The 26133-nt window shown below is 38.9% G+C and carries 29 protein-coding genes; 9 read left to right on the plus strand and 20 right to left on the minus strand.

Annotated features, from left to right (window positions below; all coding sequences use genetic code 11):
- Positions 1 to 3: 3 nt before the first annotated feature.
- The 3 genes from DPX34_RS13570 to DPX34_RS13580 all read left to right on the plus strand — a co-directional run bounded on the left by DPX34_RS13570 (position 4) and on the right by DPX34_RS13580 (position 1549).
- A complete protein-coding gene (locus DPX34_RS13570) occupies positions 4 to 183 on the plus strand; it encodes a hypothetical protein (protein ID WP_111978993.1) in 180 nt (59 codons plus the stop codon).
- Positions 176 to 517: a hypothetical protein gene (locus DPX34_RS13575; RefSeq protein ID WP_111978994.1), complete on the plus strand. Its 342-nt coding sequence runs from the start codon at positions 176 to 178 to the stop codon at positions 515 to 517. The genes DPX34_RS13570 and DPX34_RS13575 overlap by 8 nt, the downstream gene beginning before the upstream one ends.
- Before the next feature lie 105 nt (positions 518 to 622).
- On the plus strand, positions 623 to 1549 hold the full coding sequence (locus tag DPX34_RS13580; RefSeq protein ID WP_111978995.1) for an AEC family transporter: 927 nt from the start codon (positions 623 to 625) through the stop codon (positions 1547 to 1549).
- Between the two features lie 87 nt (positions 1550 to 1636).
- Here DPX34_RS13580 and DPX34_RS13585 read toward each other — a convergent pair whose 3' ends face one another.
- Complete coding sequence (locus DPX34_RS13585; RefSeq protein ID WP_111978996.1) at positions 1637 to 1987, minus strand: ArsR/SmtB family transcription factor; 351 nt, start codon at positions 1985 to 1987, stop codon at positions 1637 to 1639.
- Between the two features lie 94 nt (positions 1988 to 2081).
- On the opposite strand from DPX34_RS13585, the gene DPX34_RS13590 reads away from it, so the two are divergent.
- Together DPX34_RS13590 and arsJ are read left to right on the plus strand one after the other, a co-directional pair.
- Positions 2082 to 3092, plus strand: coding sequence for an ArsJ-associated glyceraldehyde-3-phosphate dehydrogenase (locus DPX34_RS13590; protein WP_111978997.1), 1011 nt, complete (start codon positions 2082 to 2084; stop codon positions 3090 to 3092).
- Between the two features lie 87 nt (positions 3093 to 3179).
- Entirely contained in the window at positions 3180 to 4403 is a 1224-nt protein-coding gene (gene arsJ / locus DPX34_RS13595) for an organoarsenical effux MFS transporter ArsJ (protein ID WP_111978998.1), read from the plus strand.
- A gap of 101 nt (positions 4404 to 4504) precedes the next feature.
- On the opposite strand, the gene glmU is transcribed toward arsJ, so the two are convergent.
- The 14 genes from glmU to mnmG all read right to left on the minus strand — a co-directional run bounded on the left by glmU (position 4505) and on the right by mnmG (position 17460).
- Positions 4505 to 5872, minus strand: coding sequence for a bifunctional UDP-N-acetylglucosamine diphosphorylase/glucosamine-1-phosphate N-acetyltransferase GlmU (gene glmU, locus DPX34_RS13600; RefSeq protein WP_111978999.1), 1368 nt, complete (start codon positions 5870 to 5872; stop codon positions 4505 to 4507).
- A 128-nt stretch (positions 5873 to 6000) separates the two neighbouring features.
- Positions 6001 to 6417 (minus strand): F0F1 ATP synthase subunit epsilon, encoded by a 417-nt coding sequence (locus DPX34_RS13605; protein WP_111979000.1) that lies wholly within the window; start codon positions 6415 to 6417, stop codon positions 6001 to 6003.
- Between the two features lie 22 nt (positions 6418 to 6439).
- The gene (gene atpD, locus DPX34_RS13610) at positions 6440 to 7825 is read right to left on the minus strand and encodes a F0F1 ATP synthase subunit beta (RefSeq protein WP_111979001.1); all 1386 of its coding nucleotides are present in this window, start codon (positions 7823 to 7825) and stop codon (positions 6440 to 6442) included.
- Positions 7826 to 7849: 24 nt separating this feature from the next.
- A complete protein-coding gene (gene atpG / locus DPX34_RS13615; protein WP_111979002.1) occupies positions 7850 to 8710 on the minus strand; it encodes a F0F1 ATP synthase subunit gamma in 861 nt (286 codons plus the stop codon).
- A 37-nt stretch (positions 8711 to 8747) separates the two neighbouring features.
- The gene (atpA, locus tag DPX34_RS13620; RefSeq protein WP_111979003.1) at positions 8748 to 10289 is read right to left on the minus strand and encodes a F0F1 ATP synthase subunit alpha; all 1542 of its coding nucleotides are present in this window, start codon (positions 10287 to 10289) and stop codon (positions 8748 to 8750) included.
- A gap of 11 nt (positions 10290 to 10300) precedes the next feature.
- The gene (gene atpH, locus DPX34_RS13625; protein ID WP_111979004.1) at positions 10301 to 10834 is read right to left on the minus strand and encodes a F0F1 ATP synthase subunit delta; all 534 of its coding nucleotides are present in this window, start codon (positions 10832 to 10834) and stop codon (positions 10301 to 10303) included.
- A gap of 11 nt (positions 10835 to 10845) precedes the next feature.
- The gene (gene atpF / locus DPX34_RS13630; protein ID WP_111979005.1) at positions 10846 to 11316 is read right to left on the minus strand and encodes a F0F1 ATP synthase subunit B; all 471 of its coding nucleotides are present in this window, start codon (positions 11314 to 11316) and stop codon (positions 10846 to 10848) included.
- A gap of 42 nt (positions 11317 to 11358) precedes the next feature.
- Positions 11359 to 11580: a F0F1 ATP synthase subunit C gene (atpE, locus tag DPX34_RS13635; RefSeq protein ID WP_111979006.1), complete on the minus strand. Its 222-nt coding sequence runs from the start codon at positions 11578 to 11580 to the stop codon at positions 11359 to 11361.
- A 123-nt stretch (positions 11581 to 11703) separates the two neighbouring features.
- Positions 11704 to 12504, minus strand: coding sequence for a F0F1 ATP synthase subunit A (atpB, locus tag DPX34_RS13640; RefSeq protein ID WP_111979007.1), 801 nt, complete (start codon positions 12502 to 12504; stop codon positions 11704 to 11706).
- 22 nt (positions 12505 to 12526) lie between these two features.
- Complete coding sequence (locus DPX34_RS13645; RefSeq protein ID WP_111979008.1) at positions 12527 to 12898, minus strand: ATP synthase subunit I; 372 nt, start codon at positions 12896 to 12898, stop codon at positions 12527 to 12529.
- 209 nt (positions 12899 to 13107) lie between these two features.
- On the minus strand, positions 13108 to 14004 hold the full coding sequence (locus DPX34_RS13650; RefSeq protein WP_111979009.1) for a ParB/RepB/Spo0J family partition protein: 897 nt from the start codon (positions 14002 to 14004) through the stop codon (positions 13108 to 13110).
- Between the two features lie 25 nt (positions 14005 to 14029).
- Positions 14030 to 14821 carry a ParA family protein gene (locus DPX34_RS13655; RefSeq protein ID WP_111979010.1) on the minus strand — a complete coding sequence of 264 codons (792 nt, stop codon included), beginning with the start codon at positions 14819 to 14821 and terminating at the stop codon, positions 14030 to 14032.
- A gap of 34 nt (positions 14822 to 14855) precedes the next feature.
- The gene (gene rsmG / locus DPX34_RS13660; RefSeq protein WP_111979011.1) at positions 14856 to 15485 is read right to left on the minus strand and encodes a 16S rRNA (guanine(527)-N(7))-methyltransferase RsmG; all 630 of its coding nucleotides are present in this window, start codon (positions 15483 to 15485) and stop codon (positions 14856 to 14858) included.
- A gap of 88 nt (positions 15486 to 15573) precedes the next feature.
- Positions 15574 to 17460, minus strand: coding sequence for a tRNA uridine-5-carboxymethylaminomethyl(34) synthesis enzyme MnmG (gene mnmG / locus DPX34_RS13665; protein WP_232824742.1), 1887 nt, complete (start codon positions 17458 to 17460; stop codon positions 15574 to 15576).
- A 618-nt stretch (positions 17461 to 18078) separates the two neighbouring features.
- On the opposite strand from mnmG, the gene DPX34_RS13670 reads away from it, so the two are divergent.
- Positions 18079 to 18393, plus strand: a complete 315-nt coding sequence (locus DPX34_RS13670; RefSeq protein WP_232824743.1) for a DUF1294 domain-containing protein — start codon at positions 18079 to 18081, stop codon at positions 18391 to 18393.
- A 438-nt stretch (positions 18394 to 18831) separates the two neighbouring features.
- Positions 18832 to 19533, plus strand: a complete 702-nt coding sequence (locus tag DPX34_RS13675; protein ID WP_111979014.1) for a glutathione S-transferase C-terminal domain-containing protein — start codon at positions 18832 to 18834, stop codon at positions 19531 to 19533.
- Between the two features lie 161 nt (positions 19534 to 19694).
- Here DPX34_RS13675 and DPX34_RS13680 read toward each other — a convergent pair whose 3' ends face one another.
- The 3 genes from DPX34_RS13680 to DPX34_RS13690 all read right to left on the minus strand — a co-directional run bounded on the left by DPX34_RS13680 (position 19695) and on the right by DPX34_RS13690 (position 22222).
- Complete coding sequence (locus tag DPX34_RS13680; protein WP_111979015.1) at positions 19695 to 20561, minus strand: aldose 1-epimerase family protein; 867 nt, start codon at positions 20559 to 20561, stop codon at positions 19695 to 19697.
- Between the two features lie 102 nt (positions 20562 to 20663).
- On the minus strand, positions 20664 to 21605 hold the full coding sequence (rluF, locus tag DPX34_RS13685; RefSeq protein WP_111979016.1) for a 23S rRNA pseudouridine(2604) synthase RluF: 942 nt from the start codon (positions 21603 to 21605) through the stop codon (positions 20664 to 20666).
- A gap of 143 nt (positions 21606 to 21748) precedes the next feature.
- A complete protein-coding gene (locus DPX34_RS13690) occupies positions 21749 to 22222 on the minus strand; it encodes a nuclear transport factor 2 family protein (protein ID WP_111979017.1) in 474 nt (157 codons plus the stop codon).
- A 157-nt stretch (positions 22223 to 22379) separates the two neighbouring features.
- On the opposite strand from DPX34_RS13690, the gene DPX34_RS13695 reads away from it, so the two are divergent.
- The gene (locus tag DPX34_RS13695; RefSeq protein ID WP_111979018.1) at positions 22380 to 22970 is read left to right on the plus strand and encodes a TetR/AcrR family transcriptional regulator; all 591 of its coding nucleotides are present in this window, start codon (positions 22380 to 22382) and stop codon (positions 22968 to 22970) included.
- 43 nt (positions 22971 to 23013) lie between these two features.
- Here DPX34_RS13695 and DPX34_RS13700 read toward each other — a convergent pair whose 3' ends face one another.
- The gene (locus DPX34_RS13700) at positions 23014 to 23367 is read right to left on the minus strand and encodes a RidA family protein (RefSeq protein ID WP_111979019.1); all 354 of its coding nucleotides are present in this window, start codon (positions 23365 to 23367) and stop codon (positions 23014 to 23016) included.
- Between the two features lie 56 nt (positions 23368 to 23423).
- Positions 23424 to 25208, minus strand: a complete 1785-nt coding sequence (locus DPX34_RS13705; RefSeq protein ID WP_111979020.1) for an ABCB family ABC transporter ATP-binding protein/permease — start codon at positions 25206 to 25208, stop codon at positions 23424 to 23426.
- 167 nt (positions 25209 to 25375) lie between these two features.
- Between DPX34_RS13705 and DPX34_RS13710 the strand changes: the two genes are divergently transcribed.
- Complete coding sequence (locus DPX34_RS13710; RefSeq protein ID WP_269815528.1) at positions 25376 to 26071, plus strand: M48 family metallopeptidase; 696 nt, start codon at positions 25376 to 25378, stop codon at positions 26069 to 26071.
- The last annotated feature ends 62 nt before the right edge of the window (positions 26072 to 26133 follow it).

Here is a 26133-nt window from a genome sequence, read left to right on the forward strand (position 1 = left end):
ATAATGAATCGCTTTTTACGTTATCTCATCTCGTTTTGTTTATTTATGACCGCTTTAGTTTTTTACTCACAAGGCGCTGGCCCTGGTGGCTCACTCTTTTTGATCGCAGGCGTTATTTTTGAAGGTGCTTGTTGGTGGCTGCTATTTAAAAACCGCAAAAAGAAAGGAGCCGACCATGTTTAAAGTTATTTTTTATATTGTATTAGCTGCTTTGCTGTTAGCCGGTTTGCAAGAGTTATTTAGTTCTGCAACAACCCATGCCCACTTTAGTTGGCAGCATGATCAACATGAAACAGTGCATATATCGGGCATCTCTAGCGTTATTTTATCAACCTTAGGCATGATATTACTCGTGACTTTGTTAGCACTGGTGACATCAATTACGCTGGGCGTACTGATATATTTTATTATCGGCACCCTTATATTTGCATTGTTTGGTCCGTTGTTATTACCCGCGTTACTCATCGTCGCGATTGTTTATGCTTTTATAAAATTTGATCGCAGCAGCTCACGATAACCGCACGAATACATGCAAAAAATAATCGAAATACAAAGTGAATGCAGGTGTTATTAATTTTATGTAGGTATAATTAAATATCACTTTCATTTTGGCTATCACACTTTGTCTTTACTCGATCATTTACTTAGCGCATTAAACATTACCGGACCCGTGCTTTTTATTTTATTAGCCGGTATTTTATTCAAGCATTTAAAACTTATTGATAGCCAATTTGTTGCGACAGGTAGTAAGTTAGTTTTTACTATCACCTTACCGTGTTTACTCTTTTTAAGTGTGGCAGCCAATAACCCAAGTGAAAGCTTAAATTTGCCTTTGGTTAGTTATGCGGTTGCTGCAACGGTCGCGAGTGTTGTTCTAGTTTGGTTTATTTCTCCACTTTTGATCGCTAAAGCAAAGCGCGCAGTATTTACACAATGTGCCTTTCGCGGCAATATGGGGATCATAGGTTTAGCATTAAGTGTTAATGCATTTGGTAGTGACATATTGGCAATGGCTGCTGTTTATTTAGCGGTCTTAACCATTTTTTATAATGTTTTATCTGTTTTATTATTAAGTGACTCACCTGGCGGTGTATTCAAAAACCTGATGAAAAACCCTTTGATCATCAGCATTGTTTTAGGGGGCAGTTGGGCGCAAATGGGTTTGACCATGCCTAGCGTAGCCAATGATTCACTTAAGTATTTAGCGCAATTAACCTTACCATTAGCCTTGTTGTGTATCGGTGCGAGCTTAGAGTGGCAAAGTTTAAAAGCAAATCATAAAGAAGCTTTATATGGCACGCTACTGAAATTAGTGGTGTTGCCTGCAATTATCACAATAATTGCCATAAATCTTGGCTTTACGGGTGCGCCATTAGGGGTATTATTTTTAATGATGGCAACGCCTACTGCAGCAGCCGCTTTTGTTATGAGTAAACAAATGACGCCTTATGGTAATTTAGCGGCTGAGATTATTACGCTGTCGACGGCTTTAAGCCCTATTAGTATTACGTTAGGCTTGGTTGTATTGAGTTATTATCATTATATTTAATGCGTGGAAGTGGCATTAAACTAGAAATAGCTTGATGGTTACTTGCTTAGTCGACAAACTCGAAAATAACCCATTCCAACAACCAAGTTAGCAACAGTTATCTGCCGATAACAACGTGGCTAGCTCCGTTTTTATAAAGTCAGCTTGCTGCGCTAAGGTGGTTTGTATCACATCATAGCGCCAATCGCCTGCATTGATATTTAAACGATAATAAACCCACTTACCTCTGCGTTCACCCACAATAAGATCAAACCCTTTCAGCTCGGCCAAGTAACGTGAAATACGTGGCTGCTCCATTGCAAAGACTTGCGTAAAATCACACACACACAGCTCTGTTTTTTTGAACAGCAGCAATATTATCTTTAAACGTGTCGGTTCTGCTAACGCCTTAAAAAATAACTGAGGTGAACATAAAGACTCTGACGTGGGTAATGACATAAAAAATTCTTTAAAAGTTTATTGTACATATGAAAAAACACATATATGATTTTTCGCATGTTTATATAGTCTCATTTATCAAATAGGTTTTCAAATGACAATTAAAGTGGGTATTAACGGTTTTGGTCGCATGGGGCGTTTAACGTTACGTGCAGCATGGCAATGGCCAGATGTAGAATTTGTGCAAATAAATGATCCAGCAGGTGATGCTGCAACCTTAGCACATTTACTTAATTTTGATTCTGTGCATGGCCGTTGGCAACATGAAGCCATAGCTCAAGAAAATGAAATCACGGTTGATGATCAAAAAATCATTTGCAGCCGCAATACGCATATTGCCGATACAGACTGGTCTGGCTGTGATGTAGTGATTGAAGCATCTGGAAAAATGAAAACAAAAGCGTTATTGCAAGCTTACCTTGATCAAGGTGTAAAACGTGTTGTTGTGACCGCACCAGTCAAAGAAGAAGGCGTTTTAAACGTTGTGATGGGCGTTAATGAAGGTTTATATGATCCAACAGCGCACCGTATTATTACAGCCGCTTCGTGCACAACCAATTGTTTAGCGCCCGTTGTCAAAGTAATACACGAAAACATTGGCATTAAACATGGCTCGATGACCACTATCCACGACATTACCAATACGCAAACCATTATTGATGCACCGCACAGTGATTTACGCCGAGCACGGTCTTGCGGCGCAAGCTTAATTCCGACAACAACGGGTTCAGCCACCGCAATTACCCATATTTTTCCGGAGTTAAAAGGCAAATTAAACGGCCATGCTGTTCGTGTGCCATTAACCAATGCCTCGTTAACGGATTGTGTATTTGAAGTGCAACGCGACACCACCGTTGAAGAAGTGAATGCTTTATTAAAAGAAGCAGCAGAAGGCGAGTTAGTTGATATTTTAGGGTACGAAACACGCCCGTTAGTTTCTATTGATTATCGAACTGATCCGCGATCCAGCATTATTGATGCACCTTCAACGATGGTTATTAATAATACGCAAGTTAAACTTTATGTTTGGTATGACAATGAATGGGGATACGTTAACCGAACAGCAGAGTTAATGCGTTTAGTTGGGCAAATAGATAAAGCTTAACGTCTATGTTTTAGTTTTAGATTTTATGTACAAGGAGTGCTTTGACTCGCATTCCTTATTAATTTCTTTTCTGTTTAGAGTTAACTTATGCTGCAAAGTTTATCACCCGCCATAAAACAATATTTTTTAATCACCGCTAATTATTGGTTTTTCACGTTAACTGACGGTGCGCTCCGCATGTTGGTTATTTTGCATTTTTATACATTAGGCTATAGCCCTCTGCAGATCGCAGGGTTATTTGTCTTTTATGAATTTTTTGGTGTGGTAACCAATCTAGTTGGTGGGTGGTTAGGCGCTAAAATAGGTTTAAACCGCACGATGAATATTGGTTTAGGGCTACAGGTAATCGCTTTAGGCATGTTATTAGTACCAGCTGATTATCTTACTGTGGTTTATGTTATGGCTGCTCAAGCCTGCTCTGGTATTGCAAAAGACCTCAATAAGATGAGTGCCAAAAGTGCAGTCAAAGCGTTATTGCCTCAGCAAAATAATGCAAACAACCATGAACAACGCTTATTTAAACTGGTTGCCTTTTTAACCGGTTCTAAAAACACGCTTAAAGGCGCTGGTTTTTTCATGGGTGGGGCTTTGCTTGCGACTTTAGGATTTCGGGGTGCCATACTCAGTATGGTCGTTGTATTGGCCATTATCTGGTTACTTAGCCTTGTTTTATTGAAACAAGATTTAGGTAAAAGCAAATACAAAGCTAAATTTTCTGATATTTTTTCAAAAAGCCCAGCGATTAATGCGTTATCGGCTGCTCGTTTATTTTTATTTGGTGCACGCGATGTCTGGTTTGTGATCGCAGTACCTGTTTTTTTAGCTCAACAGTTAGGTTGGTCACATACCGCCATTGGTAGCTTTTTAGCTTTATGGGTTATTTTGTATGGCATAGTGCAATCAATCGCCCCTTTCATTACGGGTAAAAACGCAGGTACATCACCCAATAAACATAAAGTATTTATTTGGACTTTTATGTTAGCTCTCTCTCCTGCCGCAATTGCTTTATTAATGCCAGTCTATGATTTATCCACCGTTTTAATCACTGGGTTATTTGTATTTGGTGCACTATTTGCTATTAACTCTGCTATTCACAGTTACCTGATTGTGAGTTATGCCGATCAAAATAGTGTTTCACTCGATGTCGGTTTTTATTATATGGCGAATGCACTAGGGCGTTTAATTGGTACGCTGTTATCAGGCTGGGCATTTCAAGTCGGCAGCATCGAGCTTTGTTTATGGATATCGAGTGGCAGCTTGCTTGTAGCGGCCTTTATCTCTCTTTTGTTACCGGCAAACGAAGGTCAATAAGTAAAATTTTAATGTAGCGTAATAAAAAACCCATTGTTTCCTGACTTGCATGCAAGTGAGAAACAATGGGTTTATAACCCGAACAACAAGCGGTGATCTGGTTACTTTTTAATTGGGCGCTGCCAACCTTCAATATTGCGCTGTTTTGCACGCGCAATGGCTAACTCGCCATCTTCAACATCTTTTGTTACAACTGCACCAGCCCCCACGGTAGCGCCAGAGCCAATGTTAACCGGCGCAACTAACGCAGAGTTAGAACCTATAAAGACATTCTGACCAATGATCGTTTTAAACTTGTTTACACCATCATAATTACACGTGATCGTACCAGCCCCAATATTCGTGCCCGCACCGACTTCAGCATCACCTAAATAAGTTAAATGATTAGCTTTGGCACCTTCACCTAATGTGGTTTTTTTTATTTCAACAAAATTACCAACATGACAATTATCAGCTAATTTAGCACCCGGTCTTAATCGTGCAAATGGACCAATGGCATTACTTTTGCCCACAGTAACGTCTTCAAAGTGGCTATTAGCTTTAACGACCGTTCCATCGCCAATCGTGACATTTTTAAGTACACAATTGCTTTCAATAGTCACGTTATTCCCTAATACAACCTGGCCTTCAAGTATGACATTAACATCAATGATCACATCTGTACCAACCGTTACATCGCCACGCACATCAAATCGAGCAGGATCTCGCAAAGACACACCTTGGATCATTAATTCGGTTGCTTGCTCTAACTGATATACACGCTCTAAATGCGCCTGTTGCATGCGGTTATTTACGCCTTCAACTTCATCGGCATTATGCGGACTTACGGTGCAAATTTCTTTACCTTCAGCGGCGGCCATACCAATAATATCCGTTAAATAATATTCGCCTTGGGTATTATCATTGTTTAACGCACCTAACCATTTTTTTAACTGCTTAGCTGGTACAGCCATAATACCAGTATTAATTTCATTGATCGTAAGTTGAGTTGGGTTAGCGTCTTTTTGCTCTACAATTGCGGTGACTAAATTATTTTCATCTCGCACAATACGACCATAACCAAATGGATTGGCTAATTTAACGGTAAGTAAACCGATACCTTCTTCTGGGGTTGCAGCCACTAGCTTGGATAACGTTGATGATTTAATGAGCGGAACATCACCATATAGAATTAACGCCACTTCATCATTGCTTAAAAATGGAATAACTTGCTGTACAGCATGACCCGTACCGAGTTGTTCTTTTTGCTCAACCCAATTCGCATCTTCTTGTTTTAGTGCTAATTTGAGTTGCTCACCACCATGGCCATAAATCAGCTGAATATTTTCGCAACCCATCTCACGTGAAGCATCGATTACATGTTTAACCATAGGCTTATGGCCAATTTTATGTAGTACTTTTGGTAAATTAGATTTCATGCGCGTACCTTTACCGGCCGCGAGAATAACTGCTGAGAGTTTCTTTTCCATAATAGACTTTTATATAATTGATTAGGCGGGGTTAGTTTATAACAAACATAATAAATTTAAAGTGACAGATAACAAAAAGGGCGGTTTAAAAACCGCCCTTTTTTAATCATATCAATACTTAACAACGATTATTTACGTAAATTATTAAGTACTTTTATTTGTGCAATCGCTTCAGCTAACTCACGAGCGGCTTGAGCAAAGTCAATGTCGCCTTTAGGATTAGCAATAGCATCTTCTGCACGTTGCTTAGCTGCTTGTGCTGCTGCTTCATCGATGTCGTCACCGCGTAAAGCAACATCAGCCAGCACAGTTACACCATTAGGTTGTACTTCTAAAATACCACCTGACAGATAGATGAACTCTTCTTCACCAAACTGCTTAACAACTCGGATATGGCCAGGTTTTAACGGGCTGATTAAAGGTGCATGGCCAGGCATAATACCTAACTCACCTTCACTACCAGTTACCTGAATAGATTCAACTAGGCCAGAAAATATACCACTTTCTGCACTAACGATATCTAGGTGTACGGTCATAGCTGCCATAGCTACCTCCTATCCGAAATAATTAAATGCTTTTAGCTTTTTCAACAGCTTCTTCTATGGCACCAACCATATAGAAAGCTTGCTCTGGTAAGTGATCATACTCACCAGATAAAATGCCTTTAAAGCCTGCAATAGTATCTTTTAAAGATACATATCGACCCGGTGTGCTGTTAAATACTTCAGCTACGAAGAACGGCTGAGATAAGAAACGCTGGATCTTACGAGCACGGGCAACGGTTTGTTTATCTTCTTCAGATAATTCGTCCATACCTAAGATTGCGATGATATCTTTAAGTTCTTTATAACGTTGTAAAACGATTTGCACACCACGGGCAGTATCATAATGCTCTTGACCAACAACTAACGGGTCTAACTGACGCGAAGTTGAATCTAATGGGTCAATAGCAGGATAAATACCTAATGCAGCAATGTTACGTGATAATACAACAGTTGCATCTAAGTGAGAGAACGTCGTCGCTGGAGATGGATCCGTTAAATCATCCGCAGGTACGTATACCGCTTGGATTGAAGTAATTGAACCCGTCTTAGTTGACGTAATACGCTCTTGTAGTACACCCATTTCTTCAGCAAGTGTTGGTTGGTAACCTACCGCTGATGGCATACGACCTAATAATGCAGAAACCTCAGTACCCGCTAGTGTGTAACGATAAATGTTATCAACGAAGAATAATACATCGCGACCTTCATCACGGAATTTTTCTGCCATTGTTAAGCCAGTTAAAGCAACACGTAAACGGTTACCTGGTGGCTCATTCATTTGACCGTATACTAACGATACTTTATCAAGTACATTTGATTCGTTCATTTCATGATAGAAATCGTTACCCTCACGAGTACGCTCACCAACACCGGCGAATACAGAGTAACCACTGTGCTCGATCGCGATGTTACGGATTAATTCCATCATATTTACGGTTTTACCAACACCGGCACCACCGAATAAACCAACTTTACCACCTTTAGCAAATGGACATACAAGGTCAATAACCTTGATACCTGTTTCTAAAAGGTCGTTTGAATTAGCTTGGTCTTCGTATGAAGGCGCTTCACGATGGATTGACCAACGATCTTCTTCACCGATTGGACCCGCTTCATCAATTGGGTTACCTAATACATCCATTATACGGCCTAATGTAGCAGTACCAACTGGTACCATAATAGGGCCGTTTGAGTTCACCACTTTTAATCCACGGCGTAAGCCGTCTGATGAACCCATTGCGATGCCGCGAACTACGCCGCCGCCTAATTGCTGCTGAACTTCTATCGTCAGACCAGCTAAATCGCCTTCTTCTACTTTTAACGCTTCGTAAACTTGAGGTACAGAATCTTGTGGAAACTCTACGTCTACGACCGCGCCGATAACTTGTACGACGTGACCTGTACTCATGATCGTTCCTCTAACCTTAAATGTTTAGACGGCAGCTGCACCAGCAACGATTTCACCCAATTCTTGAGTAATCGCCGCTTGACGCGCTTTGTTATAAACTAATTGTAAATCGTCTATCAGCTCACCTGCGTTATCAGTTGCAGCTTTCATCGCAACCATACGTGCAGCCATTTCGCTTGCTACGTTTTCAACAACAGCTTGATAAACCTGAGATTCTATATAGCGAGTTAATAACTGTTCCAAAATTTCTTTTGGATCAGGCTCGTATATATAATCCCATTTATGTTTCAGTTCGTTATCCTCTGCCTTTGGCAAAGGTAATAGCTGATCAGTCGTAGGTGTTTGCGTCATGGTGTTTACAAATTTATTGTAAACAACATAAAGGCGATCAATTTCACCTTTATCGTATGCATCTAGCATCACATGTACAGAACCTACTATGTCGGATACTGATGGTGCATCACCCAAACCATCGGTTTGAGCAATAAGATTACCACCATAGCTGTTGAAAAAGGAAGTGCCTTTGCTACCTACAGCAGCAAAATCAACTTCAGCCCCTTTTTCTTTCCACTCTTTTGCAGAATTTATGACGCTTTTGAACAAGTTAATGTTCAAGCCGCCACATAAACCACGGTCGGTAGAAACAACAATGTAACCTACGCGCTTAGCTTCACGCTCTTCCATATAAGCATGCTTATATTCCAAGCTACCAAGCGCGATATGACTAATCACCTTGCGCATATTTTCTGCGTATGGACGTGATGATGCCATGCGATCTTGTGCTTTACGCATTTTACTCGCGGCAACCATTTCCATAGCGCTGGTAATCTTTTGAGTATTTTTAACACTCGCAATTTTACTTTTTATCTCTTTAGCGCCAGCCATAATCAATCACTCCGATTAATGTGTTAATCGTCTACTCTTACCAAGTTTGAGTAGCTTTAAACTTCTCGATACCTTCTTTCAAGCCTGCTTCTACGTCTTTGTCGTAGGCACCACTTGCGTCGATTTTTTCGATTAGTTCAGCGTATTCAGAACGCATAAATGATTGCAGGCCTGCTTCGAAATCAAGTACTTTATTAACTTCGATATCGTTTAAATAGCCTTTATCAGCAGCAAATAAAGAAACCGTCATTTCGCCTACTGTTAATGGAGCATATTGATTCTGCTTCATTAATTCAGTAACGCGCTCACCATGCTCTAATTGAGCACGAGTTGCATCATCAAGGTCAGATGCAAATTGAGCAAATGCCGCTAATTCACGATATTGAGCAAGTGCTAAACGAATACCACCACCTAATTTCTTAACTGATTTAGTCTGAGCAGCACCACCAACACGTGATACAGAAATACCCGCGTTAACAGGAGGACGAATACCCGCATTAAACATGCTAGATTCTAAGAATATCTGACCATCAGTAATTGAAATTACGTTAGTTGGTACGAATGCTGATACATCACCCGCTTGCGTTTCGATAATCGGTAACGCAGTTAAAGAACCGGTTTTACCTTTTACCGCACCATTTGTATAACGCTCAACATAGTTAGCATTTACACGTGATGCACGCTCTAATAAACGTGAATGAAGATAGAATACATCACCAGGGTAGGCTTCACGACCTGGCGGACGACGTAATAATAATGATACTTGACGGTAAGCAACAGCTTGCTTAGACAAATCATCATATACAATTAACGAGTCTTCACCGCGGTCACGGAAGTATTCACCCATCGTACAACCAGCGTAAGCTGATAAGTACTGTAACGCTGCAGATTCAGAAGCGGTAGCAACAACAACAATCGTGTTTTCTAATGCTCCGTGCTCTTCTAATTTACGTACAACGTTAGAAACTGTTGACGCTTTTTGACCAATTGCAACATAAACGCTTTTAACGCCTGTATGTTTTTGTGCAATGATGGCATCGATGGCTAAAGCAGTTTTACCTACTTGACGGTCACCGATAATCAACTCACGTTGACCACGTCCGATTGGAACCATTGAGTCAATTGACTTATAGCCCGTTTGTAAAGGTTCATCAACTGATTGACGCTCGATTACGCCTGGTGCAATTTTTTCAACTGCTTCAAAACCATCGTTTTCGATAGGACCTTTACCGTCGATTGGTTCACCTAAAGTGTTAACCACACGACCTAATAAACCAGGACCAACCGGTACTTCTAAAATACGGCCAGTACCTTTTACTTTTGTGCCTTCTTGTAGATCCGCATAAGGACCCATAACAACCGCACCAACCGAATCACGGTTAAGGTTTAACGCGATTGCGTAACGGCTACCAGGAAGCTCGATCATTTCACCTTGCATTACATCGGCTAAGCCGTGAATGCTGATGATACCATCGGTTACAGATACGATTGTACCTTCATTTCGAGCTTCACTGACGATTTCAAACTGTTCAATACGTTTTTTGATCAGCTCGGCAATTTCTGTGGAATTCAGTTGCATGCTCTGTTCCCCTACGACTGCAAACTAATTGCTAGTCGATCCAATTTTCCGCGAATAGTAGCGTCGATCACCATGTCGCCAGACTTGATCACAAGTCCACCAACCACGGATGTATCTACTATACAATTCAGCTTAACTTTTTTTGCTAAACGCTTTTCTAAAGATGCCGCTAGCGAGCTCATTTGTGTTTCTGTCAGCGTTACTGCTGATAAAACATCAACTTCAGCTGTTTTCTCATACTCTGCTTTTAATGCAGAGTATGAAGCAACAACGTCAGGTAAAGCCGCTAAGCGTGCATTTTCAGCCATCACTTTAATCAAGTTTTGGCCATTTTGATCAAGCTGTTCTCCACAAACCTTGATGAAAATTTCAGCAAGTTGTTCTGGATTTACAGAGCCCGATAACAAACCTTTAATTGATTCGTTTTTCGTTACTTCTGCAGCAAATGTCAATTGAGCAAATACAGCATCAATTTTATTTGTTTCAACAGCAAAATCAAACGCAGCTTTAGCGTATGGTCGGGCTATAGTTGTCAATTCAGACATCTTTATACCCCTTATAATTCTTCAACAAGCTTATCAAGAATGTCAGCGTGTGCAGTTGCATCAATCGAGCGCTCAAGAATTTTCTCTGCGCCAGAAATTGCTAGAACAGCAACTTGCTTACGAAGATCTTCTTTTGCACGATTACGCTCAGCTTCAATTTCAGATTGACCTTGAGCTAAGATTTTTTCAGCTTCAACACGCGCTTTCTGAGCCGCTTCATCAATAATTTGATTTTCACGTTTCTTGGCTTGTTCGATGATAGTAGCAGCTTGCGCTTTAGCTTCTTTAAGTTGCTCAGACGCCTTTGCTTGAGCTAATTCTAAATCTTTAGCTGCACGCTCAGATGCTTCTAAACCATCGGCTATTTTCTTTTGACGATCTTCAATTGCACCGTTTAATGGTGGCCACACATATTTCATGGTGAACCAAACAAAAAATACAAATGCGATTAATTCGCCGAGTAGAGTGGCGTTGATATTCACAATCGCGCCTCCTTATTATTCGTTAAAAAGCAAAAGTTGTTATTAAGCGCCAATTACGAACAATAAGTACAAGGCAATAGCAACACCGATCATAGCGATCGCATCGATAAGACCTGCAACGATGAACATTTTAACTTGAAGCTGTGGAGCTAGCTCAGGTTGACGTGCAGCAGACTCTAAGAATTTACCACCTAAAAGACCGAAACCGATAGCAGTACCTAACGCACCTAAACCGATTAACAGAGCAACAGCGATGTATAACATTGTTTTTCTCCAATTGTAGAAAGTTAAAGTTTAAAAAATAAAATGTAAAAAGTTTTTTGGGCATCCTGCCCTTTACCCTTCGGGCCGACTTAAAATAAGTCGCCTAACTTAAATCCCGAAAAGTTAGTGATCTTCGTGCGCCAAGCTTAAATATACGATGCTTAACATCATAAATATAAAGGCTTGAAGCGGAATTACGAGTAAGTGGAATGCAGCCCAGATAAAGTGCGCAGGCAACTGCCAAATACCAATCAAGCCAGCTATCAAGATAAAGATAAGCTCACCTGCATATAAGTTACCGAACAAACGTAAAGCGAGTGACATTGGCTTCGCGATAAGCGCGATAACTTCAAGGATAAAGTTGAACCAATATAACCAAGGCGTATTAAATGGATGAGCATATAGCTCTTTCATGAAGCCGCCAAAGCCTTTAATTTTGATTGAATAGTAAATCATTAATGCAAATACACCTAGCGCCAATGCTAATGTCGTATTTAAATCAGTTGTGGGTACAACTTTCATGTAAACATGATGAGGATCGTAGCCCATTAAACCACCAACCCATTGGGCAAATGACGGTAAAAAATCAACCGGAATAATATCCATAAAGTTCATAAGCAGAACCCAAACGAATATCGTTAATGAAAGCGGAGCGATTAATGCGTTTTTGCCATGAAATGTATCTTTTACACTCTGACTCACGAATTCGACAATCATTTCAACGAAACATTGAAATTTGCCCGGTACACCCAAGGTTGCTTTTTTTGCAACGCTACGGAAAGAAAGGATAAAAACCAGACCAAGAGCGATTGACCAAGCAAGTGTATCTACATGCCATGTCCAAAAGCCCTCACCAACTGCGGCGTTGGTAAGGTGGTGCTGGATGTAACCTTGTGTTGTCAAGGCTTCACCATTTGCTGCCATTGTTAAAGTTCCTAATAAAAGTTTAAGTAATTGAAACTGGTGTAAAAACGTGAGCCAAAATAGCAACAACAAAACCAATAAACAAAAAGGGAATTAAAAACCCTGATTTCATTGCTAAAGCAAATAACATGCTAGAGAGCACTAATTTCAGTGCGGCTCCTCTGAAGAATCGTCTCATCGTCGTATTTAGTTGGCTGGCACCTGCCGTTGAAAACAGCAGTAAAGCAAAAAGGCTATTTGGTAAAATAACTGAAAAGCCACCAACTAAAATCGATTGCATCGATTCTACGTTTTTAAATATAAGCCCAATAATTGCAGCACTGCAGACAAATGAAGCTTGAATTGCAATTAACTTGAATCCTATCTTTAGGCCTTTAAGCGCTAATTTATTCAAGGTTATTGAGCTCCAAATTATTAAGTCCTTACAGCTTGCTGCTTTATTTACGAGTATTACAACTCAAGGCGTAAAAAAGCTAGCGAAAGTATACTGTTTTATACTAGCTTTTCAACTTGATCAGATGGAATTGATATTAAGTTTCTTATAATATTTTGATATTAAGGGCTACGTAACCATTGTTAACAAAAAAAAACGTCAAAAAGGCGTTAAGATGACTGTTTTTTTAATCTTTCAATAATGCCATCTAGCGTATTCAAATTTGAAAAATCGATCACTAATTTACCTTTTCCTTTCGCGTTGTGACTAATGGTCACATTTGAACCAACAATATCGGTTAACGTATTTTGCAAAGCAGCAAGATCAGGATCAATCACTTTTTCAACTTTAGGTTGTTCTGGTTGTTGAACTTTATGCACAAGTTTTTCGGTATCACGAACCGTTAAACCTTTAGCAACAACCGTTTTAGCGGTATCAGATTGTAAATTTCCCGTTAAACCTAATAGTGCACGAGCGTGCCCCATTTCAATATCACCATGTTCCAATAACGTTTTTACATCAGTATTAAGATTATTTAATCTTAATAGGTTTGTTACTGTGGTACGTGATTTACCCACCGCATCTGCCGTTTGTTGATGTGTTAATTCAAATTCACTCATTAAACGTTGCAACGCGGTTGCTTCTTCCATGGCATTAAGGTCTTCGCGCTGTATATTTTCAATTAATGCAATAGCAACGGCGGCTTCATCCGGCACATTTTTAATTAAACACGGAACTAAATCTAATTGCGCGAGTTGCGCGGCTCGCCAACGGCGTTCACCCGCGATAATTTCATAGTTATTTTCGCTTATCAATCTAACAACAATTGGCTGGATAATACCTTGGCTTTTAATTGAATTAGCTAAATCATCTAATGCTTCCGGCGACATATCTTTGCGAGGTTGATATTTACCAGGGTGTAAATATTCAATAGCTATTTTTTGTAATTCGTTACGCTGTGATTCACTTTCTTCCTGAACACCATCTTGATGCGAGGGTTGAAAAGCACCACTGGTTGTGAGTAGCGCATCTAAACCGCGTCCGAGACCTCTTTTTTTTGCCGACATTTTTTATCCAATTCAATTTTTATTATTAAGCGACTTGCTGTCTTGCTTTAGTCGTTTCGCTTTTTCGGATCATTTCGCCGGCAAGCGCTAAATACGCTTTAGCACCGGTTGATGATTTATCATAATACATTACAGGCGTACCAAAACTAGGCGCTTCAGCTAATCGCACATTCCGTGGAATAACCGTTCGGTAAACTTTATCACCAAAGTGACTTTTTAATTGTTCTGATACATCATTCGCTAAACGGTTGCGCGGATCATACATCGTACGCAAGATCCCTTCGATAGCTAAATTAGGGTTAACAACTGAAGCCAATTTTTGGATTGTATCCATTAACGCAGTTAAACCTTCAAGTGCATAATATTCACATTGCATAGGAACCAATACAGAATCAGCAGCAGCCATGGCATTAACCGTCAACATATTTAACGATGGTGGGCAATCAATGAAAATAAAATCATATTGGTCACGACATTTTTCAAGCGCATTGCGTAAACGAACTTCACGTGCAAAGCATTCCATTAATTTAATCTCGGCAGCGGTAACGTCTGAATTAGCCGCGATAAGATGATAACTGCCTGATGTTTCTTTCACCGCCACTTCATCGACGGGCTTTTCTTCAATCAATAATTCATAAGCGGTTGCCGGCACATCATATTTATCAACGCCGCTGCCCATGGTGGCATTACCTTGTGGATCGAGATCAATCAATAATACTTTACGTTTAGTAGCGGCCATTGACGCGGCTAGATTTACCGCTGTCGTTGTTTTACCAACGCCACCTTTTTGATTTGCTACTGCTATAATTTTTCCCATGACACGCCTCTCTTTTAGAACCAATTCCGGTTTGTTACGACGATTTTCTTATATGCAACAAATGCCTTTCTTCCGCTAAATTAGGAACGTTTAACGTTATGGTTTTACAAAGCGTAAAGCCAGTAGGCAAATTATCGATTTCTGAATCAGGATGAATGCCTTTCATAGCATAAAAATTTCCATCTTCAGGTACTAGATGGTGACACCAAGTGAGCATATCTTCAAGTGATGCAAAAGCTCGACTTAACACGCCATCGTATAAAATATCAGGTTGGTGCTCTTCAACTCTTGATTGAATGGCTGTCACATTGGTGATTTCAAGCTCATAACATACTTGTCGAATAAATCTGATTCGCTTACCTAAGCTGTCGAGCAAGGTAAATTGTACATCAGGCATGCAAATAGCCAGTGGTAAACCGGGTAAACCAGGCCCCGTTCCAACATCAATAAGTTTACCTTCTTGTGGTAAATGCTCAATCAGAACAATTGAATCCATAATATGCCTAACCAGCATATCAGATGGCTGTCTAACCGAGGTTAAATTATACGCTTTATTCCATTTATTTAGCATTTCAACTAAAGCTAATAATTTTTCACTTTGTTCTGTTGTAACGGTTAGCGATGTTTTTTTCAATAAGTTCGAAAATTGTTCAGATAAAGACATGATAGTTCTAATTTTCTTAATGCGATAACACATTCAAAGGTAAAGCGGCTATATTTTAAACAATATAGCCGTAGATGGGTAGATTATATTACGCTGAGCGTTTTAATAAACCTTGTTTTTTCAAACTTATTAGCAAAAGAGAAATTGCGGCGGGTGTAACACCTGATATACGTGAAGCTTGGCCGATTGTTTCAGGTTTATGATCATTTAATTTAGCAATAACCTCATTTGATAAACCATTAACATTGGTGTAATCAAAATCAGCAGGCAACAAGGTATTTTCATTCCGTAATTGCTTATTAATTTCTTCTTGCTGGCGTTCAATATAACCTGCATATTTGATTTGAATTTCGACCTGCTCCGCGGCTTGCTTATTTTCAAGAGCGGGCCCTAAGTTGCCAATTTTCATCAAATCGTCATAACTCATTTCAGGGCGTCGAATCAAATCTTCAAGTGAATGCTCACGGCTAACTGGGTTTTTTAGCAATGGATTTAGTTCATCAATGCATTCGTGTTTAGTATGGATCCATGTCGTTTTTAAACGCTGACGTTCTTTTTCAATTGATTCTAATTTTTCATTGAATGCAGTCCATTGCTCTTCACCCACTAAACCAACATTGTAGCCAGATTCAGTTAAACGAATATCAGCATTATCCTCACGTAATAACAATCGGTATTCCGCTCGACTGGTAAACATGCGATAAGGTTCTTTAGTGCCCATGGTGATTAAATCATCAACCAGTACCCCTAAATAGCCTTGATCACGACGTATAATAAAATCATCTTTTTCTTGAGCGCGTAAAGCCGCGTTTGTTCCCGCTAATAAACCTTGAGCGCCCGCTTCTTCATAACCTGTTGTGCCGTTAATTTGGCCAGCAAAATATAAATTTTTAATAAATTTGGTTTCAAGCGTTTGACGTAAATCGCGTGGATCAAAAAAGTCATATTCAATAGCATAACCCGGTCGAGTTATATGCGCATTTTCCATGCCTTTGATTGAACGAACTAAATTTAATTGCACGTCAAAAGGTAAACTCGTTGATATACCATTTGGATAAAGTTCATGAGTGGTTAAACCTTCAGGTTCGATAAATATTTGATGTGAATCTTTATCGGCAAAACGAACTATTTTATCTTCAATTGATGGACAATAACGAGGTCCAATCCCTTCGATAACACCAGAATACATGGGTGAACGATCTAATCCACCTCGAATAATATCGTGTGTATTTTCATTTGTATGGGTTATGTAACAAGGGATCTGTTGTGGATGATCGGTTTGCTTACCCAAAAATGAAAATACCGGTGTTGGAAAATCACCTGGTTGTTCTTGCATCTGATTAAAATCAACAGTACGTGCATCAATTCGAGGAGGTGTACCGGTTTTTAATCGGCCAACTCTAAACGGTAAAGCACGTAAACGTTCTGCAAGGGCGATTGATGGTGGATCACCGGCTCTACCACCACGATAGTTTTCTAAACCTATGTGGATTTGTCCGCCTAGGAATGTACCTACCGTTAAAACTACAGACTTGGCTGTAAATTTAAGACCCATTTGGGTCACAACACCAACGACTGTATCGTTTTCAACAATTAAATCATCACATGCTTGTTGAAAAATAAGTAAATTTTCTTGGTTTTCTAAAGCTTCGCGTACTGCTGCTTTGTATAAAATTCTGTCTGCCTGAGCGCGTGTTGCTCTAACCGCAGGTCCTTTGCTTGAATTTAGTGTTCTAAATTGGATGCCACCTTTGTCGGTGGCTTTTGCCATTAGGCCGCCTAAAGCATCAATCTCTTTAACTAAATGGCCTTTGCCAATACCACCAATTGCAGGGTTACATGACATCTGACCTAAGGTTTCAATGTTATGGGTAAGTAATAATGTTTTTTGCCCCATACGGGCAGATGCCATTGCGGCTTCAGTGCCTGCATGACCACCGCCAACAATAATTACATCAAATTTTTGGTCAAACATCGACATTTGCGATCTCCAATAGCCAAGTTGAAGAAAAGGGCGGCTATTTTATAGTCAATCGATCAGAAAGGGAATCTTGATTTCACTTTTCTTTTTTTGTAGGACTCTTTTTTGTGATTTTTTATTTTGTGATGGGCTTTAATAATATAAAGATCTTTATATAGAGATCTTATTTTTGTTGTTATTAGGATCTGCGATCTCTGTGGACAAGCCAAAAAAACTTTTATATTTCATATTGTTATATTTTTTTAAACTTGTAACTTATCGTTGATCAAACTTTGATCAACCTGAGGATTAAAGTGCTAGTTATACACAACCCGATCGCAACCTGCTATTTTTCATCAGGTTGATCACGGTTTGATCACTTGTTGTTAGCTAGTTTATGCACAGCGTGATCAAATTCGATCGGATTTTGTGGGTAACTTGTGTGTTCTCTGTGTGCTTCCTCTGATCTAGTGGATAAAACTAGCAAAAAGGCTGTTTTTCACTCACATTTATTTAGTAAGATCATAATTGATCACACATCGAAATTATTTTTAAATTATTTTTATTTTTTTTCAAAAAGGCTGCATTTTGCGAATATTTAGTCTGTTTATAACGGTTTTAGTGTGTTTGATAGTGCAAATAAATGCCTTTTTATTAGTTTTAATCTTTTTTTATTTAATAAATTCGATCACTTTGATCATATTTGCGTTTGATAAATACTGTGCGATCAAAGACAAAAATAGAGTGCCAGAACGTAATTTATACCTATTTTCACTCATTGGTGGATGGTTTGGTGGGTGGGTCTCTATGTATTTATTTAGGCATAAAACGAATAAAACGGCTTTTTTGATCCGTTTTTATACGATCGGTTTGGGTTGGTTTGTGGGCTTATTTGGGCTTATTAATTGGTCTGAAACGGGGTTGCAATTCAGTCATTTTTTTAACTAACGATCGCTTATTATAATTGATGATCAAATGTTGTTATTTAATGATCACAAGCCGTTATTTTGACTAAATATGAAGTTTTAACGTAGTTTCTATTTTAATTTTTTGGGCGCCTAGTTATCTAAAATAGGGCTACTTTTAAGGTTACACACAGCTTTTTAACTTTTAGGTTCGGTTTTATTAGGGTTATCGCTTTTATAATTAATTAAAAATTCGTGTTTATAAACTTATATTTTAGCTGTTTAATTAATCATTACATGATCATTTTTTTGTATATTGCAGATTTAGAGACTAATTTTAAGTAGCTAAAAATGATAAGAATAGCTGCAATACTTTAATTTTAACTAATTAGTGCGATGATTCATTTTTATGATTGCCTATTTAGATTAATTATCGATACCGCAATTAATTTAACATTGTGGTGTTTTTTTAAGGGATTATATGATCACACTTTATGGCTTTGGGCCGCGTTTTGGTGTTACAGACGCCAGCCCATTTGTTTTAAAAATAGATGCTTTTCTGCGTTTAACCAGCCTTGAATACCAAACTAAAACAGGCTTGGGTTACATGCGCAAAGCGCCCAAAGGTAAACTACCTTTTATTAAAGATGATGAAACACGTGTAAGTGATTCATTTTTTATTATTCAGCACTTAAAGCGGAAATATAACTTAGAGATAGACGCGCATTTAACAAAAGAACAAGTTGCAACAAGTCACTTAATTACTAAGTCGTTAGATGAAAATTTTTATTGGTGCATTATTTATTCACGTTGGATAAGAGAAGATACTTGGCCTATTTTAAAACAGACTTTTTTTAGCAAATTCCCTTTTCCTATTCGCTATATTGCACCGATAGTCGCACGTAGAAAGATTAAACAAACCTTTATTAAACATGGTATGGGTTTACATAATGATGCCGAGATAATGGATATTGCGCAAGAAACGATAGAGAGCTTAGCACACCTGTTAGGCAGCCAATCGTATATATTTGGTGATAAGCCGAGCTCATTGGATGCCAGTGTATTTGCTTTTCTCGCTGAGCTGATTTTAGTTGATTTAACCAATCCTATGTGCGAGTTAGCGCGTAGCTACGATAACTTAGTTGCTTACTGTCATCGTATAAATGAGCTTTATTATAAATAAAGCCGGATAAATTCTTAAAAATGACAATGTATACCCAAGTCACTTGGGTATACATTAAACAAGTTGATAAATAATTTAATCCATACCCAAATTACTTAGTGCTTAGTGCTTAGTGCTATAGATTGGGATTGTTAAATTTTGTTGAGTCGCACAGGGTAAAATTAATAAATTTCTATTTCATATTGGCAATCAAACACGACTTTTGAAGCTAGATTTATTAAGTCTTCTTTTTCTTCCAACTCTAATGGAGATGATGCTTTATCATCGGTACTAAACCAAGGTTCTATGCAAACGTAGGGAGCATTAGGCTTTGCCCATAACCCTAAATGTGGTACATCAAAGCGCATGGTTAATAATTGCTTCTCGTGGGCATCGATTAAGCTTACCTCTTTAGAATTGATATGGCGTAAAATGAGAGCATCTTTAGCAAAGGTACCAGCTGTTAATGGTAAACATTTATTTTTTATTGGACTTGTTTGCGTGCTTTCCGAAAGTAACCCCTGAATCAGTGTGTAGCAATCAGGGTTTTCTTCTGCATCAAAAGCTAAGCTACATTGTGCGTTTTCCATTGTCTCTGCTGGCAGATTAAACGCAGGATGTGAACCTATACTAAATGGCATATCGGTATTACTGTTATTAGTTACTTGGTAACTCACAAACATTTTATTTTTAACCAACTCAAACGTGACTTCTAAATAGAATTCGAAAGGGTAAGCGGTGAGCGTTTCGTCATTTTGACTAAGGCCTAAGGTCACTTTGTTTGCTGTTTGGCTAATCAGATTAAACAATTGATTACGTGCGAAGCCATGTTTCGCAATTTCAAATGATTGTGTTTGGTATAAAAACTTGCCTTGATTGAGTTTTCCGACAAACGGGAAAAGGATAGGGGCGCTACCTTGCCAAACAGTTGGGTCTGCTTGCCAAATGTATTCGACTTCTGTTTCTGTTTTTGTCAGGCTAGCGAGTTCGGCACCAAAAAGTCTGATCTTGGCTTTTAAAAATTCATTACTTATTTCAACGTAAGACATCGGTGTGTATTTTTGATGATGGAGTGATATCTTGAGTTTATACCCAAGTGACTTGGGTATAAACTGATTTATAGCTGAGCGGTTTAGTGAGCGGTGTAATTTTTACGAGCGACGTGCAAATTTACTTGGCTTTTTTTTACGTGGTTGAGTGTGACGTTGTTCTTGATCGTTATTAAAGCGGTTATCGCGTTTGCTGTGTTCATTATTGCGATCATTGTTGCGATTATTCGTGTTTGCCCGCGTACGTTTTGTTTTATGCTGAGGTGATTGAGCATTTGTTTGATTGGGCTGACTGCTAGGGCGTTTGTTGTGATCAACCGATTGTTCTTCTGTTTTACCAGAATCTTTAATCGAATCATTTATTTCAGCCATTTCATCAGCTGTTAAATGGCGCCATTCACCTGCTTGTAAATCACCTAATTCAACATTCATGATGCGCACGCGTTTAAGAGTACGTACATGATATTCTAAATATTCACACATACGGCGAATTTGGCGGTTTAAACCCTGAGTTAATACCATTTTAAAAGTCCGTGAACTGATTTGTTCAACTCGACATTTTTTAGTAATGGTATCTAAAATAGGTAAGCCATTTGCCATCTTATTAATAAAGTCTTTTGTGATCGGTTTGTCTACGGTCACAATATATTCTTTTTCGTGTTGGTTACCAGCGCGTAAAATTTTATTAACAATATCGCCTTCATTGGTCAAAAATATCAACCCTTCAGATGGTTTATCTAAGCGGCCAATAGGAAATATTCGTTCGTGATAACGAATGGCTTTAACAATGTTATCTTCAACGAGTGAATCGGTAGTGCAAGTAATGCCAACCGGTTTGTTATAAGCAATGTAAACTTGCTTGGGCTTCGCTTTTAAAGGTTTATCATCTATTTTTATGTCATCATCATCGGTCACTTTCGTCCCTAATTCGGGTAATTTACCGTTAACGGTCACTCGGCCTTTTTCAATAAAGCGATCAGCGTCTCGGCGTGAACAAAAACCTGTTTCACTAATGTATTTGTTTAAGCGTTTTGGATCAGACATAAATAATAGGTTTACTTAACAACAGAAAATAAGATTCGCATTGTAGAGAGGATAACGGTTGCCCGCAATGAATAGTTAATACAACCCGACACGGTTAATCATGGTCGGGTTGTAATTAAACTGCAAATAACCGACGCATTTAATTATAAGCCTAAGTCGCTTAGGCTTGGATGCTCATCTGGTCTTCTGCCTTGTGGCCAATGAAATAAACGTTCTTCAGGTTTTATAGGCAAATCATTGATGCTGGCAATGCGTTTTTCCATTAAACCGTTTTCATCAAATTGCCAGTTTTCATTACCATATGATCGATACCATTGGCCTGAATCATCTAACCATTCATAAGCAAATCTAACCGCGATACGGTTTTCGCTATGAGCCCATAGTTCTTTTATCAATCTATATTCTAATTCTTTGGCCCATTTTCGATTTAAAAAGTCGGTTATTTCGGCTCTGCCTTGTATAAACTCTGCACGATTTCGCCATGTGCAATCTGCTGTATAAGCTAAAGCAACTTTATCAGCATTACGTGAATTCCAGCCATCTTCAGCCATACGTACTTTTTGTATTGCTGTTTCGGTGGTAAAGGGAGGTAAAGGTGGGCGTTGGGCTGTTGTCATTATGCTTTTCCTTTAAGTTGTTATTCGTTTTGTATTGGTGGTGTACAGACTTGTCTACTTTTGCAGTATAGGCTGAACACTAAGCATGTCAATACGTTGTTGGAAATAACTAGACCGACCTGTATACTTCTGCTGATTTTAGAAATGAGGCGATGTGATGGCGAGTAGTAAAAGAGCATTATTAATTGATACCGCACAAGCGCTTTTTTATAAAAATGGTTTTAGAGCGACGGGTATCGATCTTATTTTGGCTGAAGCAGGCGTTGCTAAAAAAACGTTATATCATCATTTTACTTCTAAGGACGATTTGATCATTGCAACTTTAATGCAGCGTGATCAACAGCTTTTATTACGGTTAAAAACCGATACGCAACGACTGATACCGGTGCAAACGTGTCAAACTAAGCTTGCGCCTATAATGGCTTTTTTTGATGCTTTAGCGGAATGGATCACATCTGAACAATTTTTTGGTTGTATGTTTATCAATGGGTCGGCTGAATATCCTCGGCATGATGATCCTATTCATTTAGCGTGTCGAGAACACAAACTTTTAATGATGCAGCTTATCGAATCGTTGTTAGTGGAAGTTGAATTGAGTGATAAAAAAAGTGTTGTGCGTCAGCTCTCTATTATTGCTGATGGCGCCATTGTGGGGGCACATACGATGAGTGAATCGGATTCTACACGGTTTGCTAAAATAGCGGCTCAGGCCGTACTGACTCATTTTTGCTTAAATTATACTCAATAAACTTAAAATTTATTGAGTATATCAACGTCATTTATACACCCATTTATTTCTCTGCGGCAACCACTGAAATTTCTACTAACAAGGCTTCACGTGCCATGCTTGCGGTCACACAGGCTCTTGCTGGGGCATAGCCTTCCGGTACCCAAGCATCCCAAACGGCATTCATTTCAGCGAAATATTGCATGTCTTTTATATAAATAGTGGCCGATAACATATGTTCTTTGTCACTACCGGCTTGTTCAAGTAATGTTTCAACTTTATCTAACATGGTTTGTGTTTGTTCGGTAATGCCTTGGGTGGCATCTGTGCAAACTTGCCCACATAAATAGATTGTACCGTTGTGTTTTACAATACGGCTCATGCGTTGTTTTGTTTCAATTCGTTCGATCGTTGTCATTATCTTATTACCTATTTATGTTGTTAATTTTCTTGGCGTTATTTTACGTCAATTTTTTACGCGTGTTGATCTTCTTGCTGTAACTGCCACATTTTTTTAAATAAGCCATTTTGTTGCAGCAATTCAGCATGAGTGCCTTGTTCTACTATTTTACCTTTGCTTAATACGATTATATTATCGGCATCGATAACCGTAGACAATCTATGCGCTATCACTAAGCTTGTATGATCGGCTGCAACCGCTTTTAGTGCTTGCAGAATTGATTGTTCAGCTCGTGAATCAAGGCTAGAGGTGGCTTCATCAAACACTAAAATGGGGGCTTGTTTTAAAATTGCACGGGCAATCGCAACCCGCTGTTTTTCACCTCCTGATAGTTTTAATCCTCGTTCACCGACTTGCGTGTTTAATCCTTTTGATAAACTTTGTACAAATTCTTCTAAGTAAGCTGATTTTATCGCATTTTGTATCTCGGTGTCGCTGGCATCAGGTCTGCCATATCGAATGTTCTCATACAAAGTCGCATTAAATAAAACGGTGTCTTGTGGCACGATCGCTATCGCTCGACGCAAACTTTGTTGACTAACATCTGCAATATTTTGGCCATCTATGGTTATACCGCCCTGATCTAAATCGTAAAATCGAAAGAGTAATTTAATTAATGTGGATTTGCCTGCGCCACTATCCCCAACAATCGCAACCTTTTGACCGGCTTTGATACTAAAACTGACATTATTTAAAATAGCGCGATCGGCACTGTAATTAAATTGCACTTGCTCAAAGTTTATTTCAGCATTAGAGACCGTTAATTCACGTGCGTGTTCTTTGTCATTAATTGCGGGGGTTCTGGCTAATAATTCGAACATGCGTTCTATATTTGCTAATGATCCACGTATTTCGCGATAAACAAAACCTAAAAAATTTAAGGGTAAAAAAAGTTGCATCATAAAGGCGTTTATTAAAACAAAATCACCCAGTGTCATTGTGCCATCATGCGTTTGTATTGCGGCTAAAGCCATCATTGCCGTCATTGAGGCGGCAATAATAAAAGCTTGCCCACCATTTAATACAAACAATGAGAGCCGGTTTTTACGTTTAGCTTGCTCCCAATCGGCTAGTGCTTGATCGTATCGTTTGGCTTCGTATTGTTCGTTGTTAAAATATTTTACGGTTTCAAAATTTAATAAACTGTCGATTGCTGTCGTGTTCGAGTTTGAATCGGCGTTAGCTGCTTCTCTTACAAAAGCGGTTCTTTTTTCAGTCGCGATAACAGAAAATGCAATATATGAGGCGATCGCCATAAAGGTAATCATCGCAAATTCAATACCATACTGATTAAAGAAAATGCCTATCACTAACAGAATTTCCAGTAATGTCGGAATAATATTAAACACCATAAAACGCATTAAAAAGCTAACCCCAGATGTGCCACGTTCAATATCGCGTGATAACCCACCGGTGCGCCGATCAAGATGAAACGCAAGCTCAAGATTATGTAAATGCTGAAAAACACTTAAACCCATACGACGCATTGCACGTTCGGTTACTCGGCCAAATAACGTATCGCGGATCTCACCTAAAATCGTATTTAAAAAACGAAATAAACCATAAGCGAGCACTAATGAAATGGGGGCTGCTAGTGCAATATTAATAGGGTCGTCGAGTGCATTTACCGCATCTTTAAGCAAAAAGGGCATGCTTATACTGGCTAACTTGGCCAGTATTAAGCATAAAACGGCGAGTGATATTCGCGCTTTGAATTCAAATAGATAAGGCCATATTTTTTTGGCAACCTGCCAATTTATCGGACCAGTTGGGTGATTAGCGTGGTGAGAAGGGCGCATGTGTGTCCTGTGTTGAATATATGAGCGGTCAGTAAAGTGTAAATTTTAACCTTGTCTGTTTATATCACCTAACTTATTTCTAATTGATTACCTGTCTGCAATTTATCCTTAAGTGGCTAAGGTATATAATTCTCCTTGTTGTTATCTATTAAATAGAGATTTTTTTGTTGCCATTCGATTACACCATCACTCGTTCGTCAAAACGAAAAACGCTATCGATTATAATTAAAGAGGCGGTAGTGCGGGTTTTAGCACCCACGTGGTTGAGTGAAAAAAAAATAATAGCCATGCTGAATGCGAAGCAACAATGGATAACAAATAAGCTTAAAGAACAAAATGCCTTATTAGCCACTCGGCCCCCTTTACCTGTCATTGCTGAAGATACGACGCTCACGTTATTTGGTAAGCCGTTTTCGATATCCATTAAATCAGGTACAAAAACACAGTTTGTTTTTAATCGCGGCAGGCTTGCGTTAATTATTTCTACACGTGTGAAACCAGAGAATGTTCAAGCGCATTTGAGCAAGCAAGTTCAACTTTTTTATCGTGAGCAACTACAAGCTCAACTACAAAATAGGTTGCCGATATTAGCCGATAATATGGGATTAGTTTATCAAAAAGTCAGTGTTAAAAATTTCAAAGCGAAATGGGGCAGTTGCAATAATAGAGGTGAATTAGATTTTAATTGGCGCTTAGCCGCCATGCCATTTGAAACCATTGATTCTGTTTGCATACATGAGTTGGCTCATTTAAAACATTTAGATCACAGTCGTGATTTTTGGGCCTTAGTCGCTAAGTATGATCCCGAATATCAATTTCATAAACAAGTTTTGCGCCAATATAGTACGCAAATTTGGTTTTAATCAGCCACTGAGTCTTCATTAATTTTGCGAAAGTAGCCGAGAGCCTGGCTTTTTTCCACTTC

The sequence above is a fragment of the Algibacillus agarilyticus genome (genome assembly GCF_003286125.1).
Taxonomy (GTDB): Bacteria; Pseudomonadota; Gammaproteobacteria; order Enterobacterales; family Alteromonadaceae; genus Algibacillus; species Algibacillus agarilyticus.